General features: G+C 36.8%; 24 protein-coding genes, 2 tRNA genes and 2 pseudogenes. 20 read left to right on the plus strand and 8 right to left on the minus strand.

Annotation, left to right across the window (positions count from 1 at the left end; translation table 11 throughout):
- Positions 1–113: 113 nt before the first annotated feature.
- A complete protein-coding gene (locus tag ACYIAM_RS06520; protein ID WP_174796237.1) occupies positions 114–344 on the minus strand; it encodes an HP1242/YdcH family protein in 231 nt (76 codons plus the stop codon).
- A gap of 161 nt (positions 345–505) precedes the next feature.
- On the opposite strand from ACYIAM_RS06520, the gene ACYIAM_RS06525 reads away from it, so the two are divergent.
- The gene (locus ACYIAM_RS06525) at positions 506–2008 is read left to right on the plus strand and encodes a helicase HerA-like C-terminal domain-containing protein (RefSeq protein WP_483747680.1); all 1503 of its coding nucleotides are present in this window, start codon (positions 506–508) and stop codon (positions 2006–2008) included.
- A 48-nt stretch (positions 2009–2056) separates the two neighbouring features.
- Positions 2057–3139 (plus strand): AI-2E family transporter, encoded by a 1083-nt coding sequence (locus tag ACYIAM_RS06530; RefSeq protein ID WP_483747681.1) that lies wholly within the window; start codon positions 2057–2059, stop codon positions 3137–3139.
- 23 nt (positions 3140–3162) lie between these two features.
- On the opposite strand, the gene bcp is transcribed toward ACYIAM_RS06530, so the two are convergent.
- Positions 3163–3639 (minus strand): thioredoxin-dependent thiol peroxidase, encoded by a 477-nt coding sequence (gene bcp / locus ACYIAM_RS06535; RefSeq protein WP_483747682.1) that lies wholly within the window; start codon positions 3637–3639, stop codon positions 3163–3165.
- Positions 3640–3707: 68 nt separating this feature from the next.
- Positions 3708–5000 carry a glutamate-1-semialdehyde 2,1-aminomutase gene (gene hemL / locus ACYIAM_RS06540; protein ID WP_483747683.1) on the minus strand — a complete coding sequence of 431 codons (1293 nt, stop codon included), beginning with the start codon at positions 4998–5000 and terminating at the stop codon, positions 3708–3710.
- Positions 5001–5159: 159 nt separating this feature from the next.
- Between hemL and erpA the strand changes: the two genes are divergently transcribed.
- The 3 genes from erpA (at position 5160) to ACYIAM_RS06555 (ending at position 5898) form a co-directional block, all read left to right on the plus strand.
- Entirely contained in the window at positions 5160–5498 is a 339-nt protein-coding gene (gene erpA, locus ACYIAM_RS06545) for an iron-sulfur cluster insertion protein ErpA (protein WP_034914816.1), read from the plus strand.
- 217 nt (positions 5499–5715) lie between these two features.
- Positions 5716–5803, plus strand: a tRNA-Leu gene (locus ACYIAM_RS06550).
- A 19-nt stretch (positions 5804–5822) separates the two neighbouring features.
- Positions 5823–5898, plus strand: a tRNA-Gly gene (locus ACYIAM_RS06555).
- A gap of 762 nt (positions 5899–6660) precedes the next feature.
- Here ACYIAM_RS06555 and ACYIAM_RS06560 read toward each other — a convergent pair.
- A pseudogene (locus tag ACYIAM_RS06560) lies at positions 6661–6798 on the minus strand (TetR/AcrR family transcriptional regulator); the annotation flags it as partial.
- A gap of 156 nt (positions 6799–6954) precedes the next feature.
- On the opposite strand from ACYIAM_RS06560, the pseudogene ACYIAM_RS06565 reads away from it, so the two are divergent.
- Both ACYIAM_RS06565 and ACYIAM_RS06570 read left to right on the plus strand, forming a co-directional pair.
- Positions 6955–7446, plus strand: a pseudogene (locus tag ACYIAM_RS06565) (HPP family protein).
- Positions 7447–8022: 576 nt separating this feature from the next.
- Entirely contained in the window at positions 8023–8673 is a 651-nt protein-coding gene (locus ACYIAM_RS06570; protein WP_160432189.1) for a DUF421 domain-containing protein, read from the plus strand.
- Positions 8674–8740: 67 nt separating this feature from the next.
- Here the strand turns inward: ACYIAM_RS06570 and ACYIAM_RS06575 are convergent, their stop codons facing one another.
- The gene (locus ACYIAM_RS06575; RefSeq protein ID WP_483747684.1) at positions 8741–9013 is read right to left on the minus strand and encodes a DksA/TraR family C4-type zinc finger protein; all 273 of its coding nucleotides are present in this window, start codon (positions 9011–9013) and stop codon (positions 8741–8743) included.
- A 168-nt stretch (positions 9014–9181) separates the two neighbouring features.
- On the opposite strand from ACYIAM_RS06575, the gene msrA reads away from it, so the two are divergent.
- The 3 genes from msrA to msrB are packed head-to-tail and all read left to right on the plus strand — an operon-like array spanning position 9182 to position 10745.
- Positions 9182–9721 (plus strand): peptide-methionine (S)-S-oxide reductase MsrA, encoded by a 540-nt coding sequence (gene msrA / locus ACYIAM_RS06580; RefSeq protein ID WP_483747685.1) that lies wholly within the window; start codon positions 9182–9184, stop codon positions 9719–9721.
- A 4-nt stretch (positions 9722–9725) separates the two neighbouring features.
- Positions 9726–10256 (plus strand): cytochrome b, encoded by a 531-nt coding sequence (locus ACYIAM_RS06585; RefSeq protein WP_483747686.1) that lies wholly within the window; start codon positions 9726–9728, stop codon positions 10254–10256.
- Between the two features lie 57 nt (positions 10257–10313).
- Positions 10314–10745, plus strand: coding sequence for a peptide-methionine (R)-S-oxide reductase MsrB (gene msrB / locus ACYIAM_RS06590; RefSeq protein ID WP_160432199.1), 432 nt, complete (start codon positions 10314–10316; stop codon positions 10743–10745).
- An 81-nt stretch (positions 10746–10826) separates the two neighbouring features.
- On the opposite strand, the gene lptG is transcribed toward msrB, so the two are convergent.
- Positions 10827–11891, minus strand: a complete 1065-nt coding sequence (gene lptG, locus ACYIAM_RS06595; protein ID WP_483747687.1) for an LPS export ABC transporter permease LptG — start codon at positions 11889–11891, stop codon at positions 10827–10829.
- 10 nt (positions 11892–11901) lie between these two features.
- Positions 11902–13005 carry an LPS export ABC transporter permease LptF gene (gene lptF / locus ACYIAM_RS06600; RefSeq protein WP_483747688.1) on the minus strand — a complete coding sequence of 368 codons (1104 nt, stop codon included), beginning with the start codon at positions 13003–13005 and terminating at the stop codon, positions 11902–11904.
- Between the two features lie 137 nt (positions 13006–13142).
- On the opposite strand from lptF, the gene ACYIAM_RS06605 reads away from it, so the two are divergent.
- The 4 genes from ACYIAM_RS06605 to ACYIAM_RS06620 all read left to right on the plus strand — a co-directional run bounded on the left by ACYIAM_RS06605 (position 13143) and on the right by ACYIAM_RS06620 (position 17399).
- Positions 13143–14624 (plus strand): leucyl aminopeptidase, encoded by a 1482-nt coding sequence (locus tag ACYIAM_RS06605; protein WP_483747689.1) that lies wholly within the window; start codon positions 13143–13145, stop codon positions 14622–14624.
- 16 nt (positions 14625–14640) lie between these two features.
- On the plus strand, positions 14641–15096 hold the full coding sequence (locus ACYIAM_RS06610) for a DNA polymerase III subunit chi (RefSeq protein ID WP_483747690.1): 456 nt from the start codon (positions 14641–14643) through the stop codon (positions 15094–15096).
- 736 nt (positions 15097–15832) lie between these two features.
- Entirely contained in the window at positions 15833–16732 is a 900-nt protein-coding gene (locus tag ACYIAM_RS06615) for a hypothetical protein (RefSeq protein ID WP_483747691.1), read from the plus strand.
- Positions 16733–17072: 340 nt separating this feature from the next.
- Positions 17073–17399 (plus strand): Grx4 family monothiol glutaredoxin, encoded by a 327-nt coding sequence (locus ACYIAM_RS06620; protein WP_065638199.1) that lies wholly within the window; start codon positions 17073–17075, stop codon positions 17397–17399.
- A gap of 104 nt (positions 17400–17503) precedes the next feature.
- On the opposite strand, the gene rnt is transcribed toward ACYIAM_RS06620, so the two are convergent.
- The gene (rnt, locus tag ACYIAM_RS06625) at positions 17504–18178 is read right to left on the minus strand and encodes a ribonuclease T (protein ID WP_483747725.1); all 675 of its coding nucleotides are present in this window, start codon (positions 18176–18178) and stop codon (positions 17504–17506) included.
- Positions 18179–18405: 227 nt separating this feature from the next.
- Between rnt and ACYIAM_RS06630 the strand changes: the two genes are divergently transcribed.
- The 6 genes from ACYIAM_RS06630 (at position 18406) to ACYIAM_RS06655 (ending at position 24201) form a co-directional block, all read left to right on the plus strand.
- Positions 18406–19164 carry a Nif3-like dinuclear metal center hexameric protein gene (locus ACYIAM_RS06630; RefSeq protein ID WP_483747692.1) on the plus strand — a complete coding sequence of 253 codons (759 nt, stop codon included), beginning with the start codon at positions 18406–18408 and terminating at the stop codon, positions 19162–19164.
- A 96-nt stretch (positions 19165–19260) separates the two neighbouring features.
- A complete protein-coding gene (dapA, locus tag ACYIAM_RS06635) occupies positions 19261–20139 on the plus strand; it encodes a 4-hydroxy-tetrahydrodipicolinate synthase (protein ID WP_160431397.1) in 879 nt (292 codons plus the stop codon).
- Between the two features lie 37 nt (positions 20140–20176).
- Positions 20177–20941 carry an outer membrane protein assembly factor BamC gene (gene bamC, locus ACYIAM_RS06640; protein ID WP_160431396.1) on the plus strand — a complete coding sequence of 255 codons (765 nt, stop codon included), beginning with the start codon at positions 20177–20179 and terminating at the stop codon, positions 20939–20941.
- 66 nt (positions 20942–21007) lie between these two features.
- Positions 21008–21718, plus strand: coding sequence for a phosphoribosylaminoimidazolesuccinocarboxamide synthase (gene purC, locus ACYIAM_RS06645; protein WP_483747693.1), 711 nt, complete (start codon positions 21008–21010; stop codon positions 21716–21718).
- The gene (locus ACYIAM_RS06650) at positions 21718–22173 is read left to right on the plus strand and encodes a DUF441 domain-containing protein (protein ID WP_483747694.1); all 456 of its coding nucleotides are present in this window, start codon (positions 21718–21720) and stop codon (positions 22171–22173) included. Before purC ends, ACYIAM_RS06650 begins: the two co-directional genes overlap by 1 nt.
- 3 nt (positions 22174–22176) lie before the next feature.
- Positions 22177–24201: a tRNA(Met) cytidine acetyltransferase TmcA gene (locus tag ACYIAM_RS06655; protein ID WP_483747695.1), complete on the plus strand. Its 2025-nt coding sequence runs from the start codon at positions 22177–22179 to the stop codon at positions 24199–24201.
- Positions 24202–24270 lie beyond the last annotated feature (69 nt).

The raw sequence follows: 24270 nt of genomic DNA on the forward strand, positions 1-24270 counted from the left end.
CTCGCTAAAGAGCGAGTACTTTGACAGCAATTTAAAAAAATGATTGTTTTTTTGTTTAATCTTTTTGATATATTAAGATTTTCTTAATTAAAATATTTATAAGCTGTACTTATTTATAAATTTAAATGAGTATCAGACGCTTTTCTTAAAATTTCGTAAATTTCGTCTTTAATTTTAAGTTTTTGTTTTTTTAATGCCTCTATTGTGTCGGTCGTATTGACAATAATGCCTGATTCAATGTTTTTAATCTTTTGATCAAGCTCATTATGTTGATCAAACAATTTTTGAAAACGTAAATCAGTATTCTTTAATTTAGAAATTATTTCTCGATATTCTGGAAACATAGCGCCTCCTTATATTAGGCTAAATAGAATAATAACAATAGCACCTATTACCAATTCAGAATACAATATTATTTGTCGCATTAATAGAAAAATTGTTTTAATAGCGAAATTATTTTTATAACAAAACTGTTTTAATCACAAATTTACTAAGGGGTTAATCCATGAGTGAATCGATTGTAATTGCCAAAAGCCATAACAAAGATTTATCTATTATAGCTTCATTAGCTAATCGTCATGGTTTAATTACTGGGGCAACGGGTACCGGCAAGACAGTTACATTACAAAAAATGGCTGAAGGTTTTTCAAAAATAGGTGTACCTGTTTTTCTTGCTGATGTTAAAGGTGATCTAACAGGAATTGGTGAAAAGGGCATATTATCTGAAAAACTACAAGCTCGCTTAGCTAGCATTGGAGTCGATAACTGGCAACCAGATTCGTCACCCATTGAATTATGGGATGTCTTTGCTGAAAAAGGGATACCTGTTCGCAGTACCATGTCAGATATAGGACCGATTTTACTTGGTCGATTACTTGATTTAAATGACGTTCAAGCTGGTGTGTTACAGTTAGCATTTAAAATTGCGGATGATAACGGCTTATTATTAATTGATTTCAAAGATCTTCGAGCATTAATTCAATTTGTGGGTGATAATGCTAAAAAATTCACCACACAATACGGGAATATTTCGTTATCGTCAATTGGTGCAATCCAACGCGGATTGCTAACGCTCGAGCAACAAGGTGCCGAATTTTTTCTGGGCGAACCGATGCTCGATATTCAAGATTTAATGCAAGTTAATCCTGAAGGTCATGGTATAGTTAACATATTGTTGGCCGACAAATTATATAACTCGCCTAAATTATATTCAGTCTTTTTATTATGGCTATTATCAGAACTTTTTGAGCATTTGCCAGAAGTTGGTGATCTTGATAAACCTAAACTTGTCTTCTTTTTTGACGAGGCTCACTTACTTTTTAATGACATTTCGCCTGCATTATTAGAAAAAATAGAGCAAGTTGTGCGCTTAATTCGCTCTAAGGGAATTGGAATTTATTTTGCCTCGCAAAACCCAAGTGATATTCCTGATACAGTTTTAGGGCAATTAGGTAATCGTGTGCAGCATGCTTTACGCGCATTTACCCCTAAAGACCAAAAAGCGGTAAAAACAGCCGCCCAAACCATGCGCGCAAATCCAAGTTTTGACACTGAAAAAGCAATCATGGAACTTGGTGTTGGTGAAGCACTCATTTCATTCTTAGATGAAAAGGGTCGTCCAAACATGGTTGAGCGTGGTTATATTATTGCGCCAGGTTCAAAAATGGGATCAATGTCGCCAGACAATCAATCATCTATTATTCATCAATCCCATTTTTACAATAAATATGTGCAAACCTTAGATCGACAATCGGCTTATGAAATATTAAAAAATGGATTTCCATTAGATAACTTGTCTAACAAAAATATGAATAACGATGTAAGCAATAAGCAAAATAATGGTGGATTGCTTAATTTTTTAAGCACTGTCCTTTTTGGTAAAAAAGGACCAAAAGGAGGTCAACATGATGGTATTACTCAACAAATAGCCAAAAGTGCAACAAGGCAAGTTGTTAATCAAATTGGTAAACAAATCACCCGTGGCATATTAGGTGGTTTTAAAAAATAATAAAACTGAGCTTATTACCCCAAAAGTTAGCAAAATAGGAGTATTTTAATGTTAAAAATGTTTATGGAATGGTATAAAAAGCGTTTTAGTGACCCGCATGTTGTATCGCTAATGGCTGTTATTGTTGGCTTATTTATTATCATCTATTTTTTTAATAAAATTTTACTGCCTGTTTTAATTGCTATTGTGCTTGCTTATTTACTGGATAGACCAGTTAACTTTTTACATAAAAAAAATATTCCAAGAACTCTCGCTGTTGTGATGGTATTACTACTTTTTTTAATGGTGGTATTCGTTGGATTTATGATTTTATTACCATTAATTTGGCAACAAAGTGTTAGCTTAATTACCAATATCCCAAACATGCTCAATTTTGCTAATAATTTCCTCACCAACTTGCCTGAACACTATCCAGAATTAATCGATGTTGGTTTATTCGATTCGGTCATCCAAGGTATTACCAACAAAGTCGTGCAAACTGGTAATTCGTTGTTACAATTTTCAATTGTTTCTTTGTTAGGGATGGTATCTATTGCGATTAATGCGGTATTAGTGCCAATAATGATGTTCTTTTTACTAAAAGATAAAGCAAAGATATGGGGATACTGCTCCAAAATCTTACCCAAAAACCGCACAATTTTAAACAAAGTTGCCGCTGAAATGGATATGCAAATATCCAATTATATTGTTGGCAATGTACTACATATTATTATTTTAACGGTTTGTGTTTATATTCCTTTTTGGTATTTTGGGTTAGATTATGGACTTTTATTAGCTGTGCTTGTCGGATTATCTGTTTTAGTGCCCTATGTTGGTATTATTATTTCAACGATTCCCGTTGTATTAATTGCACTATTTCAATGGGGTTTAACCGCGCAATTTGGTTATTTATTATTTTTCTATATTCTGATTCAAACATTAGACGGCAACTTACTCGTACCTTGCTTATTCTCTGAAAAGCTCAACTTACATCCACTTGTTATTATTTTAGCGGTAATTGTTTTTGGTGGTCTATGGGGATTTTGGGGGATATTTTTTGCAATACCTTTGGCTACATTGGTCAAAGCAATTATAAATGCTTGGCCAAAAACAGATGAGTTAAATAATAATAGTGAAGTAAAAGCAGATTAATGGTTAATCTGCTTTTGTATAAATTATTTACAGTGGTTTTTTAGATAATCTAAAATTACTTCGTGGTGATTGGATGTTTTAAAATCATTAAACACTTTTTCGATTGTACCGTCTTTGCTGATTAAAAAGCTAATACGGTGAATCCCATCATAGGTTTTACCCATAAACTCTTTTTCACCCCAAGTACCAAATGCTTGGGCGACTTCATGATTCTCATCAGAAAGCAACGTGAAATTTAATAACTCTTTTTCAACAAATCGAGATAACTTTTCTGGCTTATCGGTACTAATTCCAAGGATTGCCACATTGCATTTTTTAAACTCATCAGAACAATCGCGCAAATTACATGCTTGCACAGTGCAACCTGGCGTCATTGCTTTTGGGTAAAAATAAATTAAAACACGTTGACCTTTAAAGTCATTCAAGCCTACAAGCTCTCCATCTTGGTCTGGCAACGAAAACAGTGGTGCTTTTTCACCTTCTTTAAGTGGATTAACCATATAATTATTACCTATTTTAATAGTTTAAATTTGATCTGTTTAGGTATATTAAAAGTATTGTCATACTTTTAAATTAAGTTACTAAAAAAACGATTTGCTGCATCAATGGTGTGATTGATCTCTTTGTCTGTGTGTTTAAGTGACATGAAACCAGCTTCAAAAGCTGACGGTGCAAAATAAACACCTTCAGTTAGCATATGATGATAGAATTTTTTGAATAATTCAATATCACACTGCATAACATCTTGATAACTGGTTACTTCAGAAGCAGTTGTAAAAAACAACCCAAACATAGCGCCTACATAATTCACCACTAATGGCACATTATGTTTTTTAGCGACCGATAATAATCCATCAGCAAGCGATGCAGTTTTATCTGCTAACTCTTGATAGATCCCAACTTCCATTAGCTTGGTTAAAGTTGTATAACCTGCTGACATTGCAACGGGATTACCTGAAAGAGTTCCAGCTTGGTATATTGGACCAGTTGGTGCTAATTGCATCATAATATTCGCACGACCACCAAAAGCTCCAACAGGCATACCACCACCAATAATCTTGCCTAAACAAGTTAAATCGGGCACCACATCATAATAATCTTGAGCACCACCAAGCGCCACTCTAAAACCCGTCATTACTTCGTCAATAATCAATAACGCACCGTATTGATCACAAAGTTCACGCAGTCCTTGTAAAAACTCTTTTTTGGCTGGTACACAATTCATATTGCCAGCAACAGGCTCAATAATAATGGCAGCTATTTCATTAGGGTATTGCTGAAATTGCTTTTTGACTGACTCTAAATTATTATAATCACAAACTAATGTATGCTTAACGAAATCATTAGGTACACCGGGAGATGTCGGATGTCCAAAAGTAAGCGCACCAGAACCGGCTTTAACTAACAAATAGTCGGCATGTCCGTGATAGCAACCCTCAAACTTAATAATCTTATCGCGTCCTGTAAAACCACGTGCAACACGAATGGCGCTCATGGTTGCCTCAGTTCCCGAATTCACCATTCGCACCATTTCAATAGAAGGCATTAATTGCGTCACTAAATTGGCAACTTTGGTTTCAATTTCGGTTGGTGCTCCATAACTTAAACCATTATGCACCGCATTAATTACCGCATTGGCTACATCAGGATCATTATGCCCAAGGATCATTGGTCCCCAAGAACCGACATAATCGATATAGGCCTTGTCGTCTACATCATAAATATATGCACCATTTGCGCGTTCAATAAATAAAGGCGTGCCACCTACGCCATTAAATGCGCGAACCGGTGAATTAACACCGCCAGGCATAACGGATAAGGCCTGATGATAAAGCTTTTCTGATTTAAATGTATTTCGCATAATTGAGATGCTCTCTCTATAAAATTTTGTGGTATTTATTCATAAAATCAAAATAAATTCAAGCTGGCTATTAGAAATTTATTTAATAGAAGTTTTCTATTTTGTATTTTCATTTAGCAAGGGTATATAATGCTAAGATAAATATATTAGGAGAAGAATATGAGCGATGCTTTACCAATCAACTTTACTGATGCAGCAGCAAATAAAGTAAAATCATTAGTGACAGAAGAGGAAAACCCAAACCTTAAACTAAGAGTTTACATTACTGGTGGTGGCTGTAGTGGATTTCAGTACGGGTTTACTTTCGATGAAAAAGTCAATGAAGATGATCTAGCCATCGAAAAAAATGGCGTATCACTAGTTATCGATCCCATGAGCTTACAATATCTTGTTGGTGGCACAATCGATTATGTAGAAGGCTTACAAGGTTCTCGCTTTGTGGTTGACAATCCTAATGCAACAACGACTTGTGGTTGTGGTTCATCTTTTAGTGTTTAAGTCGTATTTAAGCTTTTTTTAAATACTAATAACGCATATTGCTAAACAATAAATCCGAATTTTTTATTTTTTAAGCGGGATAGATGAATAAACCCACAAAATGTGACAAACATTGAGCAGTTAGATAATAATTTGAATTTTTTTGTTGACGGAAAATTTAAGATGGGTAAAATGCACAGCATTCAAAACGCAATTACCTTTCGGTAATAAGTTTTGAGCCCGGGTGGTGAAATCGGTAGACACAAGGGATTTAAAATCCCTCGGCCTTTTTGGCCGTGCGAGTTCAAGTCTCGCCCCGGGCACCATTAAACAAACACCTCTTACGCGGGAATAGCTCAGTTGGTAGAGCACGACCTTGCCAAGGTCGGGGTCGCGAGTTCGAACCTCGTTTCCCGCTCCAATAAAATTTTATAACATTAGTGTAGAAAAATTTATCAATATTATTGAGTTTTTATCAATATTCATAATGGTAGAACTTGTCATTATAAACAGTAGACTAATCATCTGGACAAAAATACGATCAAGACTTGATCAATCTGAAATGGGTACGGTTAATTATGATTATCCCATTGCTTTACTGAATCAGTATTATAGACTCGAATTGCATGCTCTATAATATACATTTGTTTTACATAGGGATAGTTTATCTTATTGAGGCTTATTTCTTTAAAAACATCAATATTATGTCGACAAAATTGAATACGACAATCCCCATCTACTTAGCGACGCATACAATGATAGATATGAACCATCTTTTAAAATCATCAAAAAGCGTTATATCCAAGTTATTTAAAAAAATCTAATACTTGCTTTTAATTAATCTTCCTTATTTACCGATTTATTATTTAGCAAATCTAGCATAAGATTAAGAGCATCTTGTTAAATTTGTTTATGCAGACGTTGATTATTTTTGTATATCATACTAATATTAAGCAGTCTTTCAAGTAGTACCAGTACCATTAGCTTATTGGTTAAAGATGCTTTATCAGGATGATCTTCAAGCTTTGAAGAAATAAGATTTCGAATGAATTCTTTCTGTTCGGTAATGATATCCTATATGCAGGGCTAATCTTCATACATTTTTTCCGTTGCTCGCATAAATAAACAGCCGTTAAAATTCTCTTCGCAAGGCCATTTTTAATTCCATCCATTGCACTGAGGCTTAGGACAGCTTCATTAAGCTTTTCTTTGAATCTCTATATTTAAATACTTCAATTATCAGTTTGTCTTTACTACCAAAGTTATTATATAAGGTGGTTTTAGAGCATCCAGATTTATCTTTTATTTCATCGACGCCAACTTTAGCAAAACCACTTTAATAAAAGAGTTTTTCAGCTGTTTTGATGATTCGTTTGTACATTTTTTCAAAATTAAGTTGCCTAAATAAATTGCAAGATGAACAGAAATGTACGATTTTATTGAATTATCCATTATAACGAAACAGGACAAATAACTAATGAAACTCTTCTTTTTGGTTAGCGAAAAATTACCTAGTAGACCCAAATTACTTTATTTAGTACAAGGATTGTTAGGTGGTTTTTTGGCAATTTTTAACGTTAGAGTATTTGACAACATACTCTGCTAGCTATTTTATCATGGCTCTGTTTGGAACTTCGTGTGTTATTTTATTTGCAGTTTCTCAGTCTCCTTTGGCGCAGCCTAGAATATAATCTTTGGGTATTTAATATCAGCGCTTATCGGCTTATTATTTTTAAAGTTACTCGGTGACTCAGCATTAGTTATCGCCTTGGCTGTGGGATGTGCCATTGCAGCAATGCAGTTCTTTCGATATGTGCATCCGCCTGCAGCCGCTAATCCGTTAGTGATATTGTTAACACCAAGTCAAATTCATTATGATTTTAGCTTCTTACTGTTTCCGGTGTTATCGGGCTCTATCGCTTTAGCCATCATTGCGTACATTGTTAATAATCATACTGGAAAAAACTAGTGGCCACTCTATTGGTTAATAGTAAAAGCACATAAATAAGAATAAACGAATAACATCATATTTTAATTGAAATAAATAGTTAACTTTATCGAACCAGATCGCAATTCGATGTAAACAAAGGCCATCATAAATGGTGCAGGTAATTCAACAATTAGTATCCTAAGGAGTGGAAGACAATGCATTATAGCCGCTGTTGCTTTGAATAATTTGCAAATAATAGCCCGTATAATGCGAGCGAGTTTTTAAGTAATAATTAATCGTATTTTATCCATTACAATCGCTTAATATTTCATTATGCCAAAATCACATTACATAATAGAAATTAGTTATTGCAATCAAAGCAATAATCTTATAATTTATTCAAATTTTAGAGTACAATACAATTAATAACATGTCATAATAATCATGCAGTGTTTTAGGTTTTCTTATAAAAAATAGACATGGATTGATTGTCAATTAAACAAAAGTTACACCGATTTTTACATAAATTATTACCCGTTTCGATACAGAAGTTTCTATTTAATTCTGCATTTGGAATTGTAGTTCAACATATAATGTTTAGCTTGGAGAAAGGAAATGTATTTATTAGAAATGGCACCAAAATTTTTGTTAGCTTTAATTATTTTACTTGTTTATGTGAAGTTGTCAGGAAAAAGCCAAATTGCGCCAATGTCGCAGCTCGATCAGGTGGGTAGTATGGTCATTGGTGCGCTAGTTGGGGGGGCATTACTTAGCCCGACAGTATCGCCTTGGGAAGCTGCTGGGTTAGTGGCTATTTGGGCGGGTCTACTTGTTTTAATTCGTTTTATCAAATCTAAAAACTCACGCCTACGCGATGCCATAGATGGCGAACCAATCCAATTAGTTAAAAATGGAAATTTAATAACGGATAATTTTATTAAAGCCAACTTACCGGTAAGAGATTTTGAAACTTTAGTGAACATACAAGGTATAGCTTCATTTGATGAATTAAAAGAAGTTTGGTATGAACTCAATGGTTCTTTAACCATTATCAAAAAAGGCGATAAAGACATCGCTGTACTTATCATTGAAAATGGTGGCATTAGCCATGATAATCTTGAGCAGCTTAAAAAAGATGAAGAGTGGGTTAAACACGAGCTATCAAAGCAAGGTTATGAAAAAATAGAAGATGTTTTTTGTGCTGAATGGTTTGATAATAAGTTGATTATTTACCCTTATGATGCAGTGCGTGAAGGTAAAAAATAGTTAGTTTTTAGGGTGGCTTTCAAATCCACCCTTCTTTCAGCTTGGTTAAGCTATAACTATCTTCTAACTAGCGCAATTGGCTGTCTTTACTGCCTCGGCGATTATATAGGCTTGATACTTTAGCCAATTGTTTATCGATTTCTTGTTGGCAAGGCAGACAATATTGCACTCCGGATAATGCTGCTTTTCTTGCTTCTGCAATAGGTTCCCCACATGCAATACAAAAATCAGCGCTAGTAGTACCGTGATTAAGTTGCCTTCTTGCGTTTTCGATAGCATCGGCAATTGTTCCTTCGATTTGTTGATTAACGGCATCGTCAGATGCCCATCCACTCGCCATAAAAGGAAGCTCCTATAACTGAAATAGTATGTTGATGACATAGTGTTTTTTTTAATTATTTCAAGTAATATAGCTAATAAATAATCAAAAAATGACGTTATTGATTATATTGTTACAGGGTAAGCATTCGTGTATTTAATTTAACATTATCAAAATACGGAGGTTTTTATGCAGCAATATGAACAAGCAACATTTGCCGGCGGTTGTTTTTGGTGTATGGTAAAACCCTTTGATCAGTATGAGGGGGTGATCAATGTTATTTCAGGGTATACTGGTGGACATGTTGCAAACCCAACCTACCAACAAGTCTGTTCGGGCACAACAGGACATACCGAAGCGGTTCAAATCACGTTTGATCCCAAACTAATTAGTTATAAAAAGCTTTTAGATATCTTTTGGCAACAAATTGATCCAACCGATTCTCAAGGTCAATTTGCTGATCGGGGCAGTTCTTATCGTCCAGCGATTTTTTACCATAACGAATTTCAGCATAAACAAGCATTAGTGTCTAAACAAACCTTGCAAGAAAGTGGACGATTTAATAAGCCAATTGGTGTTGCGATAGAGCCTGCGGTGGCTTTTTATCCAGCTGAGGGTTATCACCAAAGTTATTACACCAAACAGCCTCAACACTATAATCAATATTACCAATTATCAGGGCGATCTGACTTTTTGGCTAGACATTGGCAAAAATCAAATAAAGGATGAACGAATGATGCAAAACTACCCACAATACAGTATCAAACAAAAATGGATCCATTGGCTAACAATGATACTTATTGTATTAGCATTTTTATTGGTGACATTTAACGTGACATTATCACACTATGTGGGGGGCATGTTTACCCTTTATATATTGCACAAATCTTTTGGCTTAGTGATTTTTGTAATCACATTATGGCGCTTTGCTGTGATTAAAAAAGAAGGTGTACCTGATGTCTTACCAAAAGAGCAAAAGTTACAACGCGCATTATCAAAATCGGTACAAGGATTTATTTATATTTTATTACTGGTAGTACCGACCTCTGGATATTTAATGAGTAGTCATTCTCTAAATGTATTTGGCATCTTATCTATTCCTGCGCTTGATATGCCGAACATGTATTATCATTTTTTTCATACTGTCCATAAAGTTAGCTCATATTTATTAGCTATGTTACTTATTTTACATATAGTTGGTGCCTTATATCATTATTTTTGGATTAAAGATAAAGTATTGCAATCTATGTTAAGCCGTGATTAATCACCATTAATTAAAACAAACAACATTAAATAACGAAGGTGACTTATGAATAAAACAATGAAAGAAAAAGCACTGTCCATATTAACACCTATGCAATATCATGTTACCCAAAAAAATGGGACAGAACCTCCATTTGAAAACGAATTTTATGCCAATCAGCAAGAAGGGCTATATGTTGATATCGTATCTGGCGAACCACTATTTACTTCGTTAGATAAATTTGATTCGGGCTGTGGCTGGCCTAGCTTTTCCAAACCAATAGAAAAGGGCAATATTATTGAAAAAAAGGATACCAGTTTTGGTATGCGACGTACCGAGGTGCGATCTGCAAATGCTGACTCTCATCTTGGCCATGTTTTTAATGATGGACCAAAAGCCTTAGGGGGATTGCGTTATTGCATCAACTCAGCATCTTTACGGTTTATACCAAAAGATGAACTTGAAGATGCCGGTTATGGTCAGTATTTAAAACTATTTGATAAAGAATAAATACGGACAGAATAAAAGTAACAAAATAAAAAAACCTATCATCTATATGGATGATAGGATCTATATACTAACCCGCTTATCTCAGTTCTTTCGTTTAAACAAGATATAACTAATCAACAAAAACACAAAACTGGTGATAAGTGATCCAATAATAGGGTAAATACCCATGACAATACTTACTTGAGCAAATAAATTATCGGCAATATAAAACAAAAAGCCAAAGCTGATGCCTATCACCACGCGAATCCCCATTGACACGCTACGTAACGGACCAAAGATAAATGACAAAGCTAACAACATCATCACCGCCACCGAAACTGGCTTGATAATCTTTTTCCAAAATAGTAAATCGTAATACTTGGTATCTTGCCCTGAGCTTTTAAGGTATTGTGAATATTGATAAAGCCCAGAGGCCGATAATGAATCCGGGTCAAATGCTACAATACTTAATTTATCGGGGGTAATATTCGTTTTCCAAGGGATGGAGACCATATTGACTCCCACAACTTTGTTTTGTACCGTTAGCTCATTTTTTTCGACTTGCGACAAAGTCCAACTATCGTTTTCATAAACACCATAGGCGGCGTGGGTAATGGATAGTAGCTTATTGTCATCGACCGAATAGATAGAAATATTTGAAATCGAATTATCGTTATTTACATGTCCAATAAATACATAATCATTACCATCTTTAGCCCAAAGGCTACCTTGTTCGGCCATTAACGAATTACCATAAAGTTTTTCAGAACGCATATTGCGTGCAGTTTGTTCGCTAACTGGCGCAACCCATTCACCAATCGCCATGGTAATTAACACCAGCGGTAAGGCTGTTTTCATCACTGCAAATGCAATTTTAAAACGGCTAAAGCCGGAAGTTTCCATTATAATGAGCTCACTGCGTGATGCCAGCAAACCCAAACCAATTAACGCACCTAACAATGCGGCCATAGGAAAGAACACTTCCAAATCTTTTGGCACCATTAACAGGGTATAAATACCCACAGAAAACGCATCATAATCAACTTTAATTTTTCGCAGTTGATCAATAAAACGGATAATACCTGACAAACTAATAAGTAAAAAAAGGCTAATACCGATGGTACTTAATATAGTTTTTCCAATATAACGATCTAAAATCGAAAACACGCTTTTCTCCTTAAGATGCCGCATATTTTAAGCGAAGTTTACGCATAAATAAGTTATCCCAACAATTCAAAATTAGCGCTAACACAAAATACCCTAAATTCAAAATATAAAACCATAATTCGGGATCTAAGCGGCTTTTACCTGCATTGGCTTTAATCGAACTGGCCGACAAAAAGTAAACCAAATACAGCAGTAAAGCCGGTAAAACTTGTGCAAGTCGTCCTTGGCGTGGGTTAGATACGCTCAGTGGAATCACTAAAAATGCCATTAATGGCACTGAAATAATCAAGGTTATTCGCCAATAAAATTCAGCATTGGCTTTAGGTGTATTGGTGCTTGCCAGCTCAAATAATCCTAATTGTTGAACATCAGTTTTATCTGTATCCTCATCGGTCGACAACACTTTGGGTTTTATTATGCCTAAATAATTATTAAAGTGTGAAATTCGAAAATCCTTTAATTGTGCTGTGCCTTCATAACGATTGGCCTTTTCAAGGGTGATGATTTGATTACCTTCATCATCATGTCCAGTCTTTCCCTTATTAGCAATAATAATGGAAGGGCGTTGATTGGTTTTTGGATTGATTTGAGCAATAAACACATTTTCTAAATTATTATTATCCACATTACCAATATAAATCACCGAATTACCATCAGGTGTTTGTTGAAATTGCCCAGCTAACAATCCCGCTAAACTAGGGTTTATTTTCGCATTGGCAAGTAGCTGATCTTGCTTAACGCTAGTCCAAGGACCAAACCAAAGCGAATTGAGTGCCGTTAGTATGCAAGTTAAAATACAAAGAAAAAGCACCACTTGATACGTCAAATTCTTCTTAACCCCGCAAGCATGCATTGCCACCATTTCGCTGTCAGAATAAAGGCGCCCAAAGGTAACTAATATACCAAGAAAAAGGCTCAGCGGTAAAATGAGATCAGCCATATTCGACACACCCAAAACTAACAACGGCATAATTAAATCACGGGGGATCGAACCATCAATGGCGCTCGACAAAATTCGAATTAATTTTTGAGAAAAGAAAATTAGCAACAAAATAAACAATATTGCCCCTTGAGTTTTCAATGTCTCTTTAACTAAATATCGACGAATTATCACATTTTACCTATATATGTTGGCACAAAATCAGACTATTATAATCTGATTTGTTTAGTTTTAGTTATCTTTTTGTTGCTATCCAACAATGAACCGATAGAATATTAATAATCTCTACCCATTCACAAACGAGAAGCATTATGGAATTTCAAATAAAAAACAGCGCTATTATAACCAAACAAAAAACAGAGTGTTTAGTTATTTCAATTGATTCAGGAAAAAACCAGTCTGATTTTGTTAAAGATATCGATAAATCAACCAATGGCTTAGTTAGTGAGCTTATCAAATCAGGCGACATAAGTGGTGAACTAGGCCAAACCACTTTGTTATATCCAAACAGTAACAGCTTAAAACAAAAGATCTTATTTGTTGGATGTGGCAGAGCCAAAGCGTTTGACTTAACTCAAGCCAAAAAAGTCATTCAAGCGGTAGTTAAAGAACTGCTTGCTAAAAAAATTAACAATATCGTATGGGATTTATTTGCGTTCAATGAAGTAAATAGCCTTGAATTTGCCAAACAACTACCGAAAATTGTGAGCGACATAACTTATCGATTTGATGAATTTAAAACCACGAAAACCCCAGCACCAAGTCTAACTAAAATCACATTATTAACTCACGACAAAAAAGCATTATCAGCAATAACTGATAACTTGTTTCAAGGCCAAATTATTGCAAATGCTATTGCGACAACAAAAACAATTGCCAATATGCCATCAAATGTTTGTAATGCCAAATACTTAGCCGAGCAAGGCAAACAGCTTGGCAAATTACACTCATCATTAAAAGTCACCTGCCTTGGCGAAAACGAACTAGCAAAATTAAACATGAACGCCTATTTAGCCGTCGGACGTGGATCGCAAAATGAATCAATCATGACCGTGATGGAATATCAAGGCGCTAAAGATAAAAAAGCCCAGCCCTATGTCTTAGTTGGCAAAGGGCTAACGTTTGATTCAGGGGGCATATCTATTAAACCATCTGCCGGTATGGACGAAATGAAATACGACATGTGTGGCGCTGCAACTGTTTATGGCGTTATGCAGGCTGTCGCTGAACTTAAATTACCTATTAACGTGGTTGGTATCATGGCCGGCTGTGAAAACATGCCTGATGGCAACAGCTATCGCCCCGGAGACATACTCACCACCATGTCAGGCACTACGGTTGAAGTGATTAACACCGATGCTGAAGGGCGCTTAGTATTGTGTGATGCGTTAACTTATGTTGAACGTTACAATCCAAAAATCGTTATTGATATTGCCACCTTAACAGGTGCTTGTATCGTTGCGTTGGGACATCACTATACAGGGATAATGGGTAACAACGACAAGCTAATTGCGCAATTGGTAGCATCATCCAACAAAGCGGGCGACAAGGCATGGGCACTACCTATTGATAGTGAGTTCCAAGAACAGATCAAATCAACTTGTGCTGATATTGTCAATGCAGGTGGACGTGATGGTGGCACCATTACCGCTGCTTGCTTCTTATCACGCTTTACTGAAAAATATCAATGGGCACATTTAGATATTGCCGGCACTGCATGGAAGTCTGGTGGGCAAAAAGGTGCAACAGGTCGCCCAGTTGCCATGTTGATTCAATATCTACAAGATCAATAAATTGAGCTAAGATTTTATGAAAAAAGTGATCTTCTATTTACTTGAAAATAAAACAGAAGCCAACGAATTGGGCATGCTATTTTATGAAAAGCTAGCATGCCAAAAGATAGTTGAAGCTTGGCACGCCAAACAGCGCGTGCTAGTTGCTTGCCAAGATCAGGCTCAAGCTGAGCGAATAGATGAATACCTTTGGCAACTTGACACCACCAATTTTGTACCACACAATTTAGCTGGTGAAGGTATGAAAGGAGGATCCCCTATTGAAATCTGCTGGCCAGAAAAACGCAGCAGTGGTTCTCGCCAGTTGCTGATTAATTTGCAAGAGCAATTTCCCGAATTTGCTGGTGTTTATCGTGATATTATCGATTTTGTGCCAGTTGATGAACAGCTAAAGCCACTTGCAAGGGCAAGGTATAAGTTATATAAAGAGGCTGGATTTAATCTTAAAACTATTCCAATCACTTGCGAATAAATAGGGCGAAGATCTTACTGATTTTCTTAATGGTTTTTTCTAAACATCACAAATAAAAAAATCAACATGCTAACTGACTTTTTACGACCAAATTGACGCATTATTCGAAAACTTAAAACAGCGCTAACCATTTTTTTATCAATAAATAGAAACAATAAATTAAAAACAACTTATAAAAAAAGGTTTTTAATATCAAAATCTTGTTTGTCTTTTTTCCAACAAGTTTTATAGTATGTTGGCTTTTAGTTTACTACCGTATAGGTGGTTTAGAAAGTTACAAGATTATTAGATAAAAATTCGCAATCCATCTCGGATGTTGCTACAGATGCTATTTATTCCACCAAAAAGTTAAAACGATCAAAATACAATCGATTATTTTGATTGAATAATCTCTACCATTCCAAGGCCGAACCGTTCAGTTATTTACATTTCCTTACTAAAAATCCGCAAAAAAACTAGCCAAGCACTTTTTTGTGGCTATAATTTAATTAATCAGTTTATTTAATAAGTGATCTAGTTAAAAATATCAAATAAATCAAGAAAATACTTGACAAAGGAGAAGTAATGCATTATCATTTTAAACACCAAACACTGGCAAACCTATGTCTTAAACTTATCAAATGAACCTATTAGACAAGTTTTAAAATTCGCCTCGTTTACATTCTCAACGTTATTTCCAAAATTATCATCAAAAATATTTCCAAAATTTTCATTATTGCTGGCACTGTTGTTGCTATTGCCGTATTCATTACGATTACCGGCATTAACCTATAAAAATGGTCGAGGGGATAATCGTAGTGATGCCATAATATTGCCATCGGAACCACCGGTAGCCATCAGCTTCGCAAGGCCGAATAAGGATTGGGGCACAGATGAATACGCCGGTCCTGCTGACATATGGAACCCAAATGGAGGATTTCTCATCACTCAATCAGATCCCACATCATACGCTCTTAATTTCCCAACCACGGGTGCTGATGGATTATATTTTGATTTAGAAATAGAGGGGGTTGATCCAGATCAATTGACATGGGAGCCAGTCACACATGAGGGAATAACTGTTACCGTAAAAAGGACAAGATCAAACGATAGATGGTTTCGTGGCATGGTAACGCGTGTTTCTCTGAAGGGGCCAGAGGCTAGAGCTCAATGGTACAATCCTCATCCAAGTCGGATCTCTGTGCCAAGGTTACCGCAGACATTCGAATTAGTGGGGAGAGATAGTGGCGGTAATGAGATAGTAAAATATGGATTTGTATTACAAAAGTGGTTCGTTCACCGTGGAGATAAAGGGGATTACTCTTTTTACCAAGCAGATTGGTGTAATGGTTTAGGGTATCGTATGCCACAGGTAAAGGACCTGACTAATGCGGTATGCTTGGGTTTGAACTCAGGCCGACAATGTGAAGGAGCCGTCGGCGCTACGCCATCATCAACAGGTAATCATTACCAGCGTCGAATTGGGGGAGGATTCTTCGCAGAATGGGGGTTGCTGGCTAATTACGTTGGTGCAAGCTTTAACAGCTTCGGAAACTACTGGACAGGTGAAGCTTCATTCGGTGTAAACTCAATTAACGGCGCCGTGCGTAGTACTTATCCAAGTTTCGTCTCGAGTGGAATTTGTATAGTTCCTTAGCATTTAGGACTTAATCCTTGAGGCGTAGGTGAATTTGAGGATAACGAATTAAAAAAAGCGCCTTCTGCGTAAGCAGGGGGCAGAGCCGACAAAGAAGTACCTCGCAAAGGTAAATCCAATAAACCCCACTTATTTCAGCAACAAAACGTCAGGAATTAGATTGATTTTATTATTTTTTTATTTTAATTATTTTTTACAAAAACAACGCCTCCACAATTCGCTCTAAAAACCACCATTAAGCAAATTGGTTATAAGATAGCAGTAGGAACAAACCCTATTGTGCGTTAAAATAGCTTCTATTATTACAATGAATGACCAAGGAAATCGCATGACAGTCGAAATGACAACACTCGATAAAATCAAAAAACAAATTGCCGAAAACCCGATTATTTTATATATGAAAGGGTCGCCAAAATTACCAAGTTGTGGTTTTTCGGCTCAAGCGGTACAGGTTTTATCGCAATGTGGTGAGCCGTTTGCTTATGTTGATATTTTGCAAAATCCTGATATTCGTGCTGAATTGCCTAAATTTGCAAATTGGCCTACGTTTCCACAATTATGGGTGGAAGGCGAATTAGTAGGTGGCTGTGATATTATGTTAGAAATGTTTCAAGCTGGTGAACTGCAAACGCTTATTAAGCAAACTGCCGAAAAGCATAAGTCTTAATTAAACGATGAATTAAGCGCGCAAGTTGAGCGCGCTTTTTTATGGTAGTTATATAACGAGTAAATTAATTTTCAATTGTTTTTGTATGTTTATTCGTTTTTAGTTTATTGAATATTGTTATCGTATTGTTGTGTTTCTGTTTCACTATTCATAGGCGCTAAAGGCCACCCCCCAAGCGATTTAAGTCGATTAACAATTTTACAAAAGAGTATGGCGGTTTTTTGTGTATCATATAGTGCACTGTGGGCTTGTTTGTGATCGAATGTAATTTGTGCCACTTGACAGGCTTTTGCTAGCACTGTTTGCCCAAAAACCAGACCACTGAGCGATGCTGTATCAAAGGTGGCAAAAGGATGGAAAGGGTTACGCTTGATGCCTGAGCGTTCAGCCGCTGCCATTAAAAAACTATGATCAAAGTGCGCATTATGTGCAACTATCACTGCGCGCGTGCAGTCGCTGGCTTTTATGCCTGATCTAACCATTTTGAAAATTTCGTCTAAGGCGTGCTTTTCGTCCACGGCAGCGCGCAGTGGATTATCAGGGTCAATACCGTTAAAAGCAAGTGCGGTGGGTTCTAAAATTGCATCATTAAACGGATTGACATTAAATTGTAAGGATTGATCAGGTTCTAACCAGCCATCAGGCGTCATTTTTAAGGTGATAGCGGCGATTTCTAAAATAGCGTTGAGTTTTGGATCGAATCCTGATGTTTCAATATCAATTACAACCGGATAAAATCCACGAAAGCGTTCACATAATTTGGCGTTTGGCACGTTAATTTATCTTATCTATCAAAAAAGGGCTATTATGCCAGCTTTTAAGCGGTTCGCCTAGCATTGGTGTTGAGAGTTTGCATTCCATGCGTTTATTTTTATTAGGTGTCATTCTAGCAAGCTTTGCGCCAATCACATTTAAGCTACATTAAAGCGAACGATTAGATGCCATTATTGATTAAAATGATTATAATTATCAATCATCATTAAACAATATTAAAACAGAGTAATCAATGCAAAACTTTGAGTTAGAAAAGATTATTAACAACGAACTGCAAATTACCCGCTATCGTGATTATGCACCAAATGGATTGCAAGTGCAGGGGCGTGCGCATATCAATAAAATTGTGACAGGCGTTACCGCTTGCCAGTTATTGTTAGATAAAGCGGTCGAACTGCAAGCCGATGCGGTGCTTGTACATCATGGCTATTTTTGGAAGAACGAAGTACAAACCATCACCGGCATTAAATACCAACGGCTAAAAACGCTATTAACTAACGATATTAATTTATATGGTTATCACTTGCCATTAGATGGTCATCCCATTTTTGGCAATAATATCGAACTGGCTAATTTGTTAGGTATTTCGGTCGATAAACGCAACGATATCACCGATCTGCTTTTTACTGGTACATTACGCTCGCCACTGACTGCTTTGCAATTTAAACTTCAGCTTGAACAAGTGTTACACAATAACAAACGGCAAGTACTATTTTGTGGTGATAATGCGCCTGAAATGATTAATCATATTGCGTGGTGTAGTGGCGGTGGGCAAGATTATATTGAACAAGCGGCACAAATGGGCGCAGATGCATTTTTTACGGGTGAAGTGTCGGAACGTACTATCCACCTTGCACGCGAATATGGCATTAATTTTTATGCCGCTGGGCATCATGCCACCGAGCGTTATGGTATTAGAAAATTGGGCGAATGGTTAGCGAGTTGTTATGGTATTGAGGTTATTTTTGTTGATATTGATAATCCTGCATAACAAAAGTTGAATTTACCTTAGAAATATCGCATACTTATTCGCAGATTTTTTATTCTTTACCTAATGTTATAAACCGATTATATGAGAGGTCATTTTATGTTTACAGGAAGTCTGGTCGCACTTGTTACTCCCATGGATACGAAAGGAAACGTTGACCACGTAAGCTTAAAAAAATTGGTCGAATATCATATTGCCAATGGAACATCGGGTATCGTTTCGGTGGGAACAACGGGCGAATCGGCTACGCTTGATCACCATGAGCATATTGATGTGATTAAACGAACTATCGACTATGCCGATGGACGTATTGCCATTATTGCCGGCACTGGTGCAAACGCAACAAAAGAGGCCATTGAATTAACCAGCCGAGTTGAACATATCGGTGTTGCAGGTTGTTTAACGGTTGCTCCTTATTATAACAAACCAACTCAAGAAGGTATTTATCAACACTTTAAAGCCATTGCCGAAAGCACTGCGCTACCGCAGATTTTATATAACGTGCCGGGGCGCACTAGTAGTGATATTAAACCCGAAACCGTGGGTCGTTTAGCTAAAATCAAAAATATTGTCGCTCTAAAAGATGCAACTGGCGACCTTTCAAGAGTTTACCCAACGCGCAAACTGGTTGGTTCTGATTTTAAATTATTGAGTGGCGATGATTCAACCTTTTTAGACTTTATGATTTTAGGGGGTGATGGTGTAATTTCGGTGACAGCTAATGTTGCGGCTAAAGCCGTTGCTACTGTGTGTCAGCTTGCTGCTAATAACCAAATTCAAGAAGCCCGCACCTTAAACGACACTTTAATGGCTTTACACCATAATTTATTTATCGAACCCAACCCAACGCCAGCCAAATGGGCGTGCGCAAGATTAGGTTTAATGCAAAGCGCAACTATTCGATTGCCATTGGTTGAGCTAAGTACCTCGTCGATTCCTGCCGTTGAGCAAGCATTAAAAGAGGCAAATTTACTGTAATTATTTTTTATAACCTTTAATTAAAAAGCAGATATCTATGTTAAATAATACATTGAATAAAACATTGAACAAAACCATATTTAAAAGCAATGTTATTAAAAAAACGGCTGTTTTAACCGTTTTGGCTTCTTTATTTCTTGTCGGTTGTGGTAGCGATCAAAATTTTAAGCGCGAAGTCGAAGGTAATGAAGATTACCTTAAATCACCCACTTTAAAACCGTTAGTCATTCCTAAAGGCGTTAAGGTGCCGGCTGAAAGTGGTGACTTTTATATTGATAAATCCGAATTTCATGGTGATTTAGGCAAACAGCTAGATATTAGGCCGCCAAGTTTACCAATTCCAACTATTCAAGACGCATTTGCGATTTATAACAATGGTGCGGTCACTTTTAATGTGCCATTAAGTAGCCATGTGTGGGAGCGAATCCCTGATAGCTTAAGCAAGAAAAATATCTCTATTGTTAACCGTGACAATAATTCTATTAAAACAGGTAATGCCTTTATGCCACGTGCTGACGAAGATCAAGCAGTTCAAGCTACTTATTCAATTAAGCGACAATTATTAGGCGATACCGAAACTATCGCCATTTCAATAACTTCGTTAAATCGTGGTTCTGATGATTTGATGTCGCAACCGATCGAAGTCCAACGTTATGTTGTTGGTTTGTTTAATGACATAATGGATGATGTTGCGCCTGATTCAGTGCGAGTTGTGCCACCAAAAGCACAAAACAATGATGCTGAAAAAGACAATGAAAGTAAGAAACCTGCAACAGCCGTGAGCGGTACAAATCAAGAATAAGTTTGGAATTTAAGGAGCGCAGAGCTCCTTAATTATTTATTGGCAATTGATATTAAGGTTATAAACATGAAAAAGTTGGCTGAGCTTTATCGTGGTAAAGCAAAAACGGTATATACCACCGAAAATCCCGATTTATTAATTCTTGAGTTTCGCAATGATACCTCGGCATTTGATGGTTTACGCATTGAGCAGTTAGATCGTAAAGGCATGGTGAATAATAAATTTAACTATTTTATTATGACTAAATTGCACGAAGCGGGTATTCCAACTCAGGTTGAAGCCTTATTATCTGACAATGAAGTGCTTGTCAAAAAGCTGCAAATGATTCCTGTTGAATGCGTAGTGCGCAATCGCGCAGCGGGATCTTTAGTTAAACGTCTAGGGGTTGAAGAAGGTCAAGTCTTAAATCCTCCTACGTTTGAATTATTTCTAAAAAATGATGCATTGCACGATCCAATGGTTAACGATTCGCACTGTAAAGCTTTTGGTTGGGCTAGCGATGATCAACTAGCCAAAATGAAAGAACTCAGCTTTAAAATCAATGCCATTTTGACGGATCTATTTGATAAAGCAGGGCTGATATTAGTCGATTACAAACTCGAATTTGGTTTATTTAAAGGTGAAATCACTTTAGGCGACGAGTTTTCGCCTGATGGTTGTCGCCTGTGGGAAAAGTCCACACTTAAAAAAATGGATAAAGATCGCTTTCGCCAAGGTTTAGGTGGTGTGATTGAAGCTTATGAAGAAGTGGCAAAACGCATTGGTGTTTGTTTGTAATGTTTGCGCAGTTTGATATCTCTTTTTTCCTTCTTTTGGGGTTAGCAGCACTGTGTTATTTAACCCATAATAACACAGTGACATTTGCCGTATTGTTATTGTTGCTGTTTAAATTAACGCCACTTGACACTTATTTCCCGTTTTTAAATAAATATGGCTTAACTATCGGCATTGTTATTTTAACTGCCGCGATGATGGTGCCGTTGGCGGATGGGTCGTTAAAATTTAGTGATATAGTCAAATCGTTTACCACTTGGCAATCTATATTGGCTATTTTTGTAGGTATTTTAGTCTCGTGGCTTGGCACGCGTGGTATATCGCTCATTGGTGCACATCCTACCATTATTAATGGCTTAATTATTGGCACGCTCATTGGTGTTGCATTTTTCAAAGGCATTCCAGTTGGTCCTCTGATTGCTGCAGGTATATTATCGCTATTAATTGGAAAAAGTTAGTTTATGCAAAATCCCAACAGCAACCGAATGCTATTTGTGTTACAGGGTGAAAGTGCGCAATTATTTGAACAATTGCGCTCCATCCTTGAGCAGAATGTTGGCGATTGGGTAACTGTTACGTATCAGCCTGACTATTTGCCTTGTTCGTTAATTACCAATGCACTCAAGCCCCATCAAACCAAACAATTATTGGGCCAGCAGTATCGGCATGCTATTTTTGATGCAACAGCAGGATTTAATCTTGATGCTTTTGCTATGTTGGTTGGCGCGCTAGTTAAAGGTAGTGTATTGGTTTTGTTATTGCCGGATCTGTCTACTTGGTATGATCAAGATAGCTTGCGCTGGAACGAAAGTCAAAACCCGATTACTGTGCCTAATTTTGTTGCACATTTAACGGAAACTTTGGCTGAATTTGGTGTATCCATTAATTCAATATCTTTGCCAAAAAACGCTATATCCGCCATACCTTCTTTGCAAGTGATGACCGATGACACTCGGGACTTAGCCGAACAGCAAGCCACGTTAAAACAGTTATTAAACAGCAGTAAGCCCATAAATGTATTAGTTGCTAAACGGGGACGGGGTAAATCGGCACTAGCTGGGCGGTTTAGTCATTATCAACGTTGTATTGTGACTGCGCCCAATAAATCAGCATTGACGACTTTTTTTACTTTTGCTAAGCCCGATACGCCATTTTTTGCACCTGATGAATTAATTGCGCAGTCAAAGATTGATGTTGCTGATTATTTAATTATCGACGAAGCAGCCATGATTCCGTTACCTATGCTCGAAAAACTGCTACAACTGGCCATTGCCAATAACTGTCGGGTATTGCTGACCACCACCGTTGACGGATATGAAGGTACTGGACAGGGCTTTTTGTTGAAATTACTATCAGGTAAAGCATGCCAATATTTTCATCTACACACACCCATTCGTTGGCAGGCAGATGATATGCTAGAGCAATTTAGCGATCGGCTATTACTTAATGGTTTATTAACGCCGGACGATAACCCTGTTACAGGCCTATCATCAACCCAATATTCAATGGTTGAACAAAATGATGTTGATTCCTTAAGGTCGATCTTTTATCTATTAAAAATTGCTCACTATCAAACCACATTAATCGATTTAAGGCGTTTGTTTGATGCGCAAAACTTGTCGGTTTGGCAGGCAACAATAGATAATAAACAAATTGCGGCAGCTCTTACAATTACCGAGGGAAACTTGCCCGATAATCTAATAACCCAAGTGTGGCAAGGAACACGCCGTCCTAAAGGCAATTTAGTGGCGCAATCGCTTGTTGCTCATGCCGGCGAACGGTTAGCGGCTAAGTTGCGCTCAGTTCGCATTAACCGTATTGCGGTTATGAGTGCTTATCGACGGAAACATATTGCAAAACAACTGGTGCAGACGATTTGTGATCATGCCAAAGTACAAAATAACGATTTTGTGTCAGTCAGTTTTTCTTATAGCCCGTCTAATTATCAATTTTGGGCTGCTTGTGGTTTTGTTTTGGTTCATGTTAGTAGCCATAAACAGGCAAGTAGTTGCAGTTATTCGGTTATGGCGCTTAAACCAATCACCCGATCTGGGGATCTGTTAACCTATAAATTAAAACAAAAATTACAGCGTAACGCCTATTGGTTAAAGGATATCATTGATTTACCGTTTAACGATATGATTATCAGCGATGGCGGTTGGCTATCATCATCAGATTTAGATGTAAATGATTTAGATGAACTTACTGGATTTGCTCACTATCATCGGCCATTCGAAGCCAGTTATGCTGCATTATGTCGATTAAACAGGTATATACAAATACGCCAACAATCATCTCAAGTATCCTCTTTTCCTGTTTTATCCGCACTGTTAAAAAGCAAAAATAATCAGGCTTTGGTTATTGATTCATGCCAACTTGCAGGTAAAAAAGCATTAATGCAAGCTATTAAACATGAAGTTAAAACGTGGTTAGCAAAGCAAGCTAGTAATGCAATATTTTCCGAAATAGTCAGTAAAGATAACTGATCACCATTGCAGGTTATCAAGCGGTATGTTTACAATAGTCAGCATGTTTTGACTGAATTTGTTTTAACT

It is taken from the genome of Gilliamella sp. X-60, from assembly GCF_057063585.1.

Bases quoted from the DNA above. Each gene is read 5' to 3' on its own strand.
- ACYIAM_RS06520 (WP_174796237.1), bottom strand. From the start codon at position 344: ATGTTTCCAGAATATCGAGAAATAATTTCTAAATTAAAGAATACTGAT.
- ACYIAM_RS06525 (WP_483747680.1), top strand. From the start codon at position 506: ATGAGTGAATCGATTGTAATTGCCAAAAGCCATAACAAAGATTTATCT.
- ACYIAM_RS06530 (WP_483747681.1), top strand. From the start codon at position 2,057: ATGTTAAAAATGTTTATGGAATGGTATAAAAAGCGTTTTAGTGACCCG.
- bcp (WP_483747682.1), bottom strand. From the start codon at position 3,639: ATGGTTAATCCACTTAAAGAAGGTGAAAAAGCACCACTGTTTTCGTTG.
- hemL (WP_483747683.1), bottom strand. From the start codon at position 5,000: ATGCGAAATACATTTAAATCAGAAAAGCTTTATCATCAGGCCTTATCC.
- erpA (WP_034914816.1), top strand. From the start codon at position 5,160: ATGAGCGATGCTTTACCAATCAACTTTACTGATGCAGCAGCAAATAAA.
- ACYIAM_RS06570 (WP_160432189.1), top strand. From the start codon at position 8,023: ATGTATTTATTAGAAATGGCACCAAAATTTTTGTTAGCTTTAATTATT.
- ACYIAM_RS06575 (WP_483747684.1), bottom strand. From the start codon at position 9,013: ATGGCGAGTGGATGGGCATCTGACGATGCCGTTAATCAACAAATCGAA.
- msrA (WP_483747685.1), top strand. From the start codon at position 9,182: ATGCAGCAATATGAACAAGCAACATTTGCCGGCGGTTGTTTTTGGTGT.
- ACYIAM_RS06585 (WP_483747686.1), top strand. From the start codon at position 9,726: ATGATGCAAAACTACCCACAATACAGTATCAAACAAAAATGGATCCAT.
- msrB (WP_160432199.1), top strand. From the start codon at position 10,314: ATGAAAGAAAAAGCACTGTCCATATTAACACCTATGCAATATCATGTT.
- ACYIAM_RS06605 (WP_483747689.1), top strand. From the start codon at position 13,143: ATGGAATTTCAAATAAAAAACAGCGCTATTATAACCAAACAAAAAACA.
- ACYIAM_RS06610 (WP_483747690.1), top strand. From the start codon at position 14,641: ATGAAAAAAGTGATCTTCTATTTACTTGAAAATAAAACAGAAGCCAAC.
- ACYIAM_RS06620 (WP_065638199.1), top strand. From the start codon at position 17,073: ATGACAACACTCGATAAAATCAAAAAACAAATTGCCGAAAACCCGATT.
- ACYIAM_RS06630 (WP_483747692.1), top strand. From the start codon at position 18,406: ATGCAAAACTTTGAGTTAGAAAAGATTATTAACAACGAACTGCAAATT.
- dapA (WP_160431397.1), top strand. From the start codon at position 19,261: ATGTTTACAGGAAGTCTGGTCGCACTTGTTACTCCCATGGATACGAAA.
- bamC (WP_160431396.1), top strand. From the start codon at position 20,177: ATGTTAAATAATACATTGAATAAAACATTGAACAAAACCATATTTAAA.
- purC (WP_483747693.1), top strand. From the start codon at position 21,008: ATGAAAAAGTTGGCTGAGCTTTATCGTGGTAAAGCAAAAACGGTATAT.
- ACYIAM_RS06650 (WP_483747694.1), top strand. From the start codon at position 21,718: ATGTTTGCGCAGTTTGATATCTCTTTTTTCCTTCTTTTGGGGTTAGCA.
- ACYIAM_RS06655 (WP_483747695.1), top strand. From the start codon at position 22,177: ATGCAAAATCCCAACAGCAACCGAATGCTATTTGTGTTACAGGGTGAA.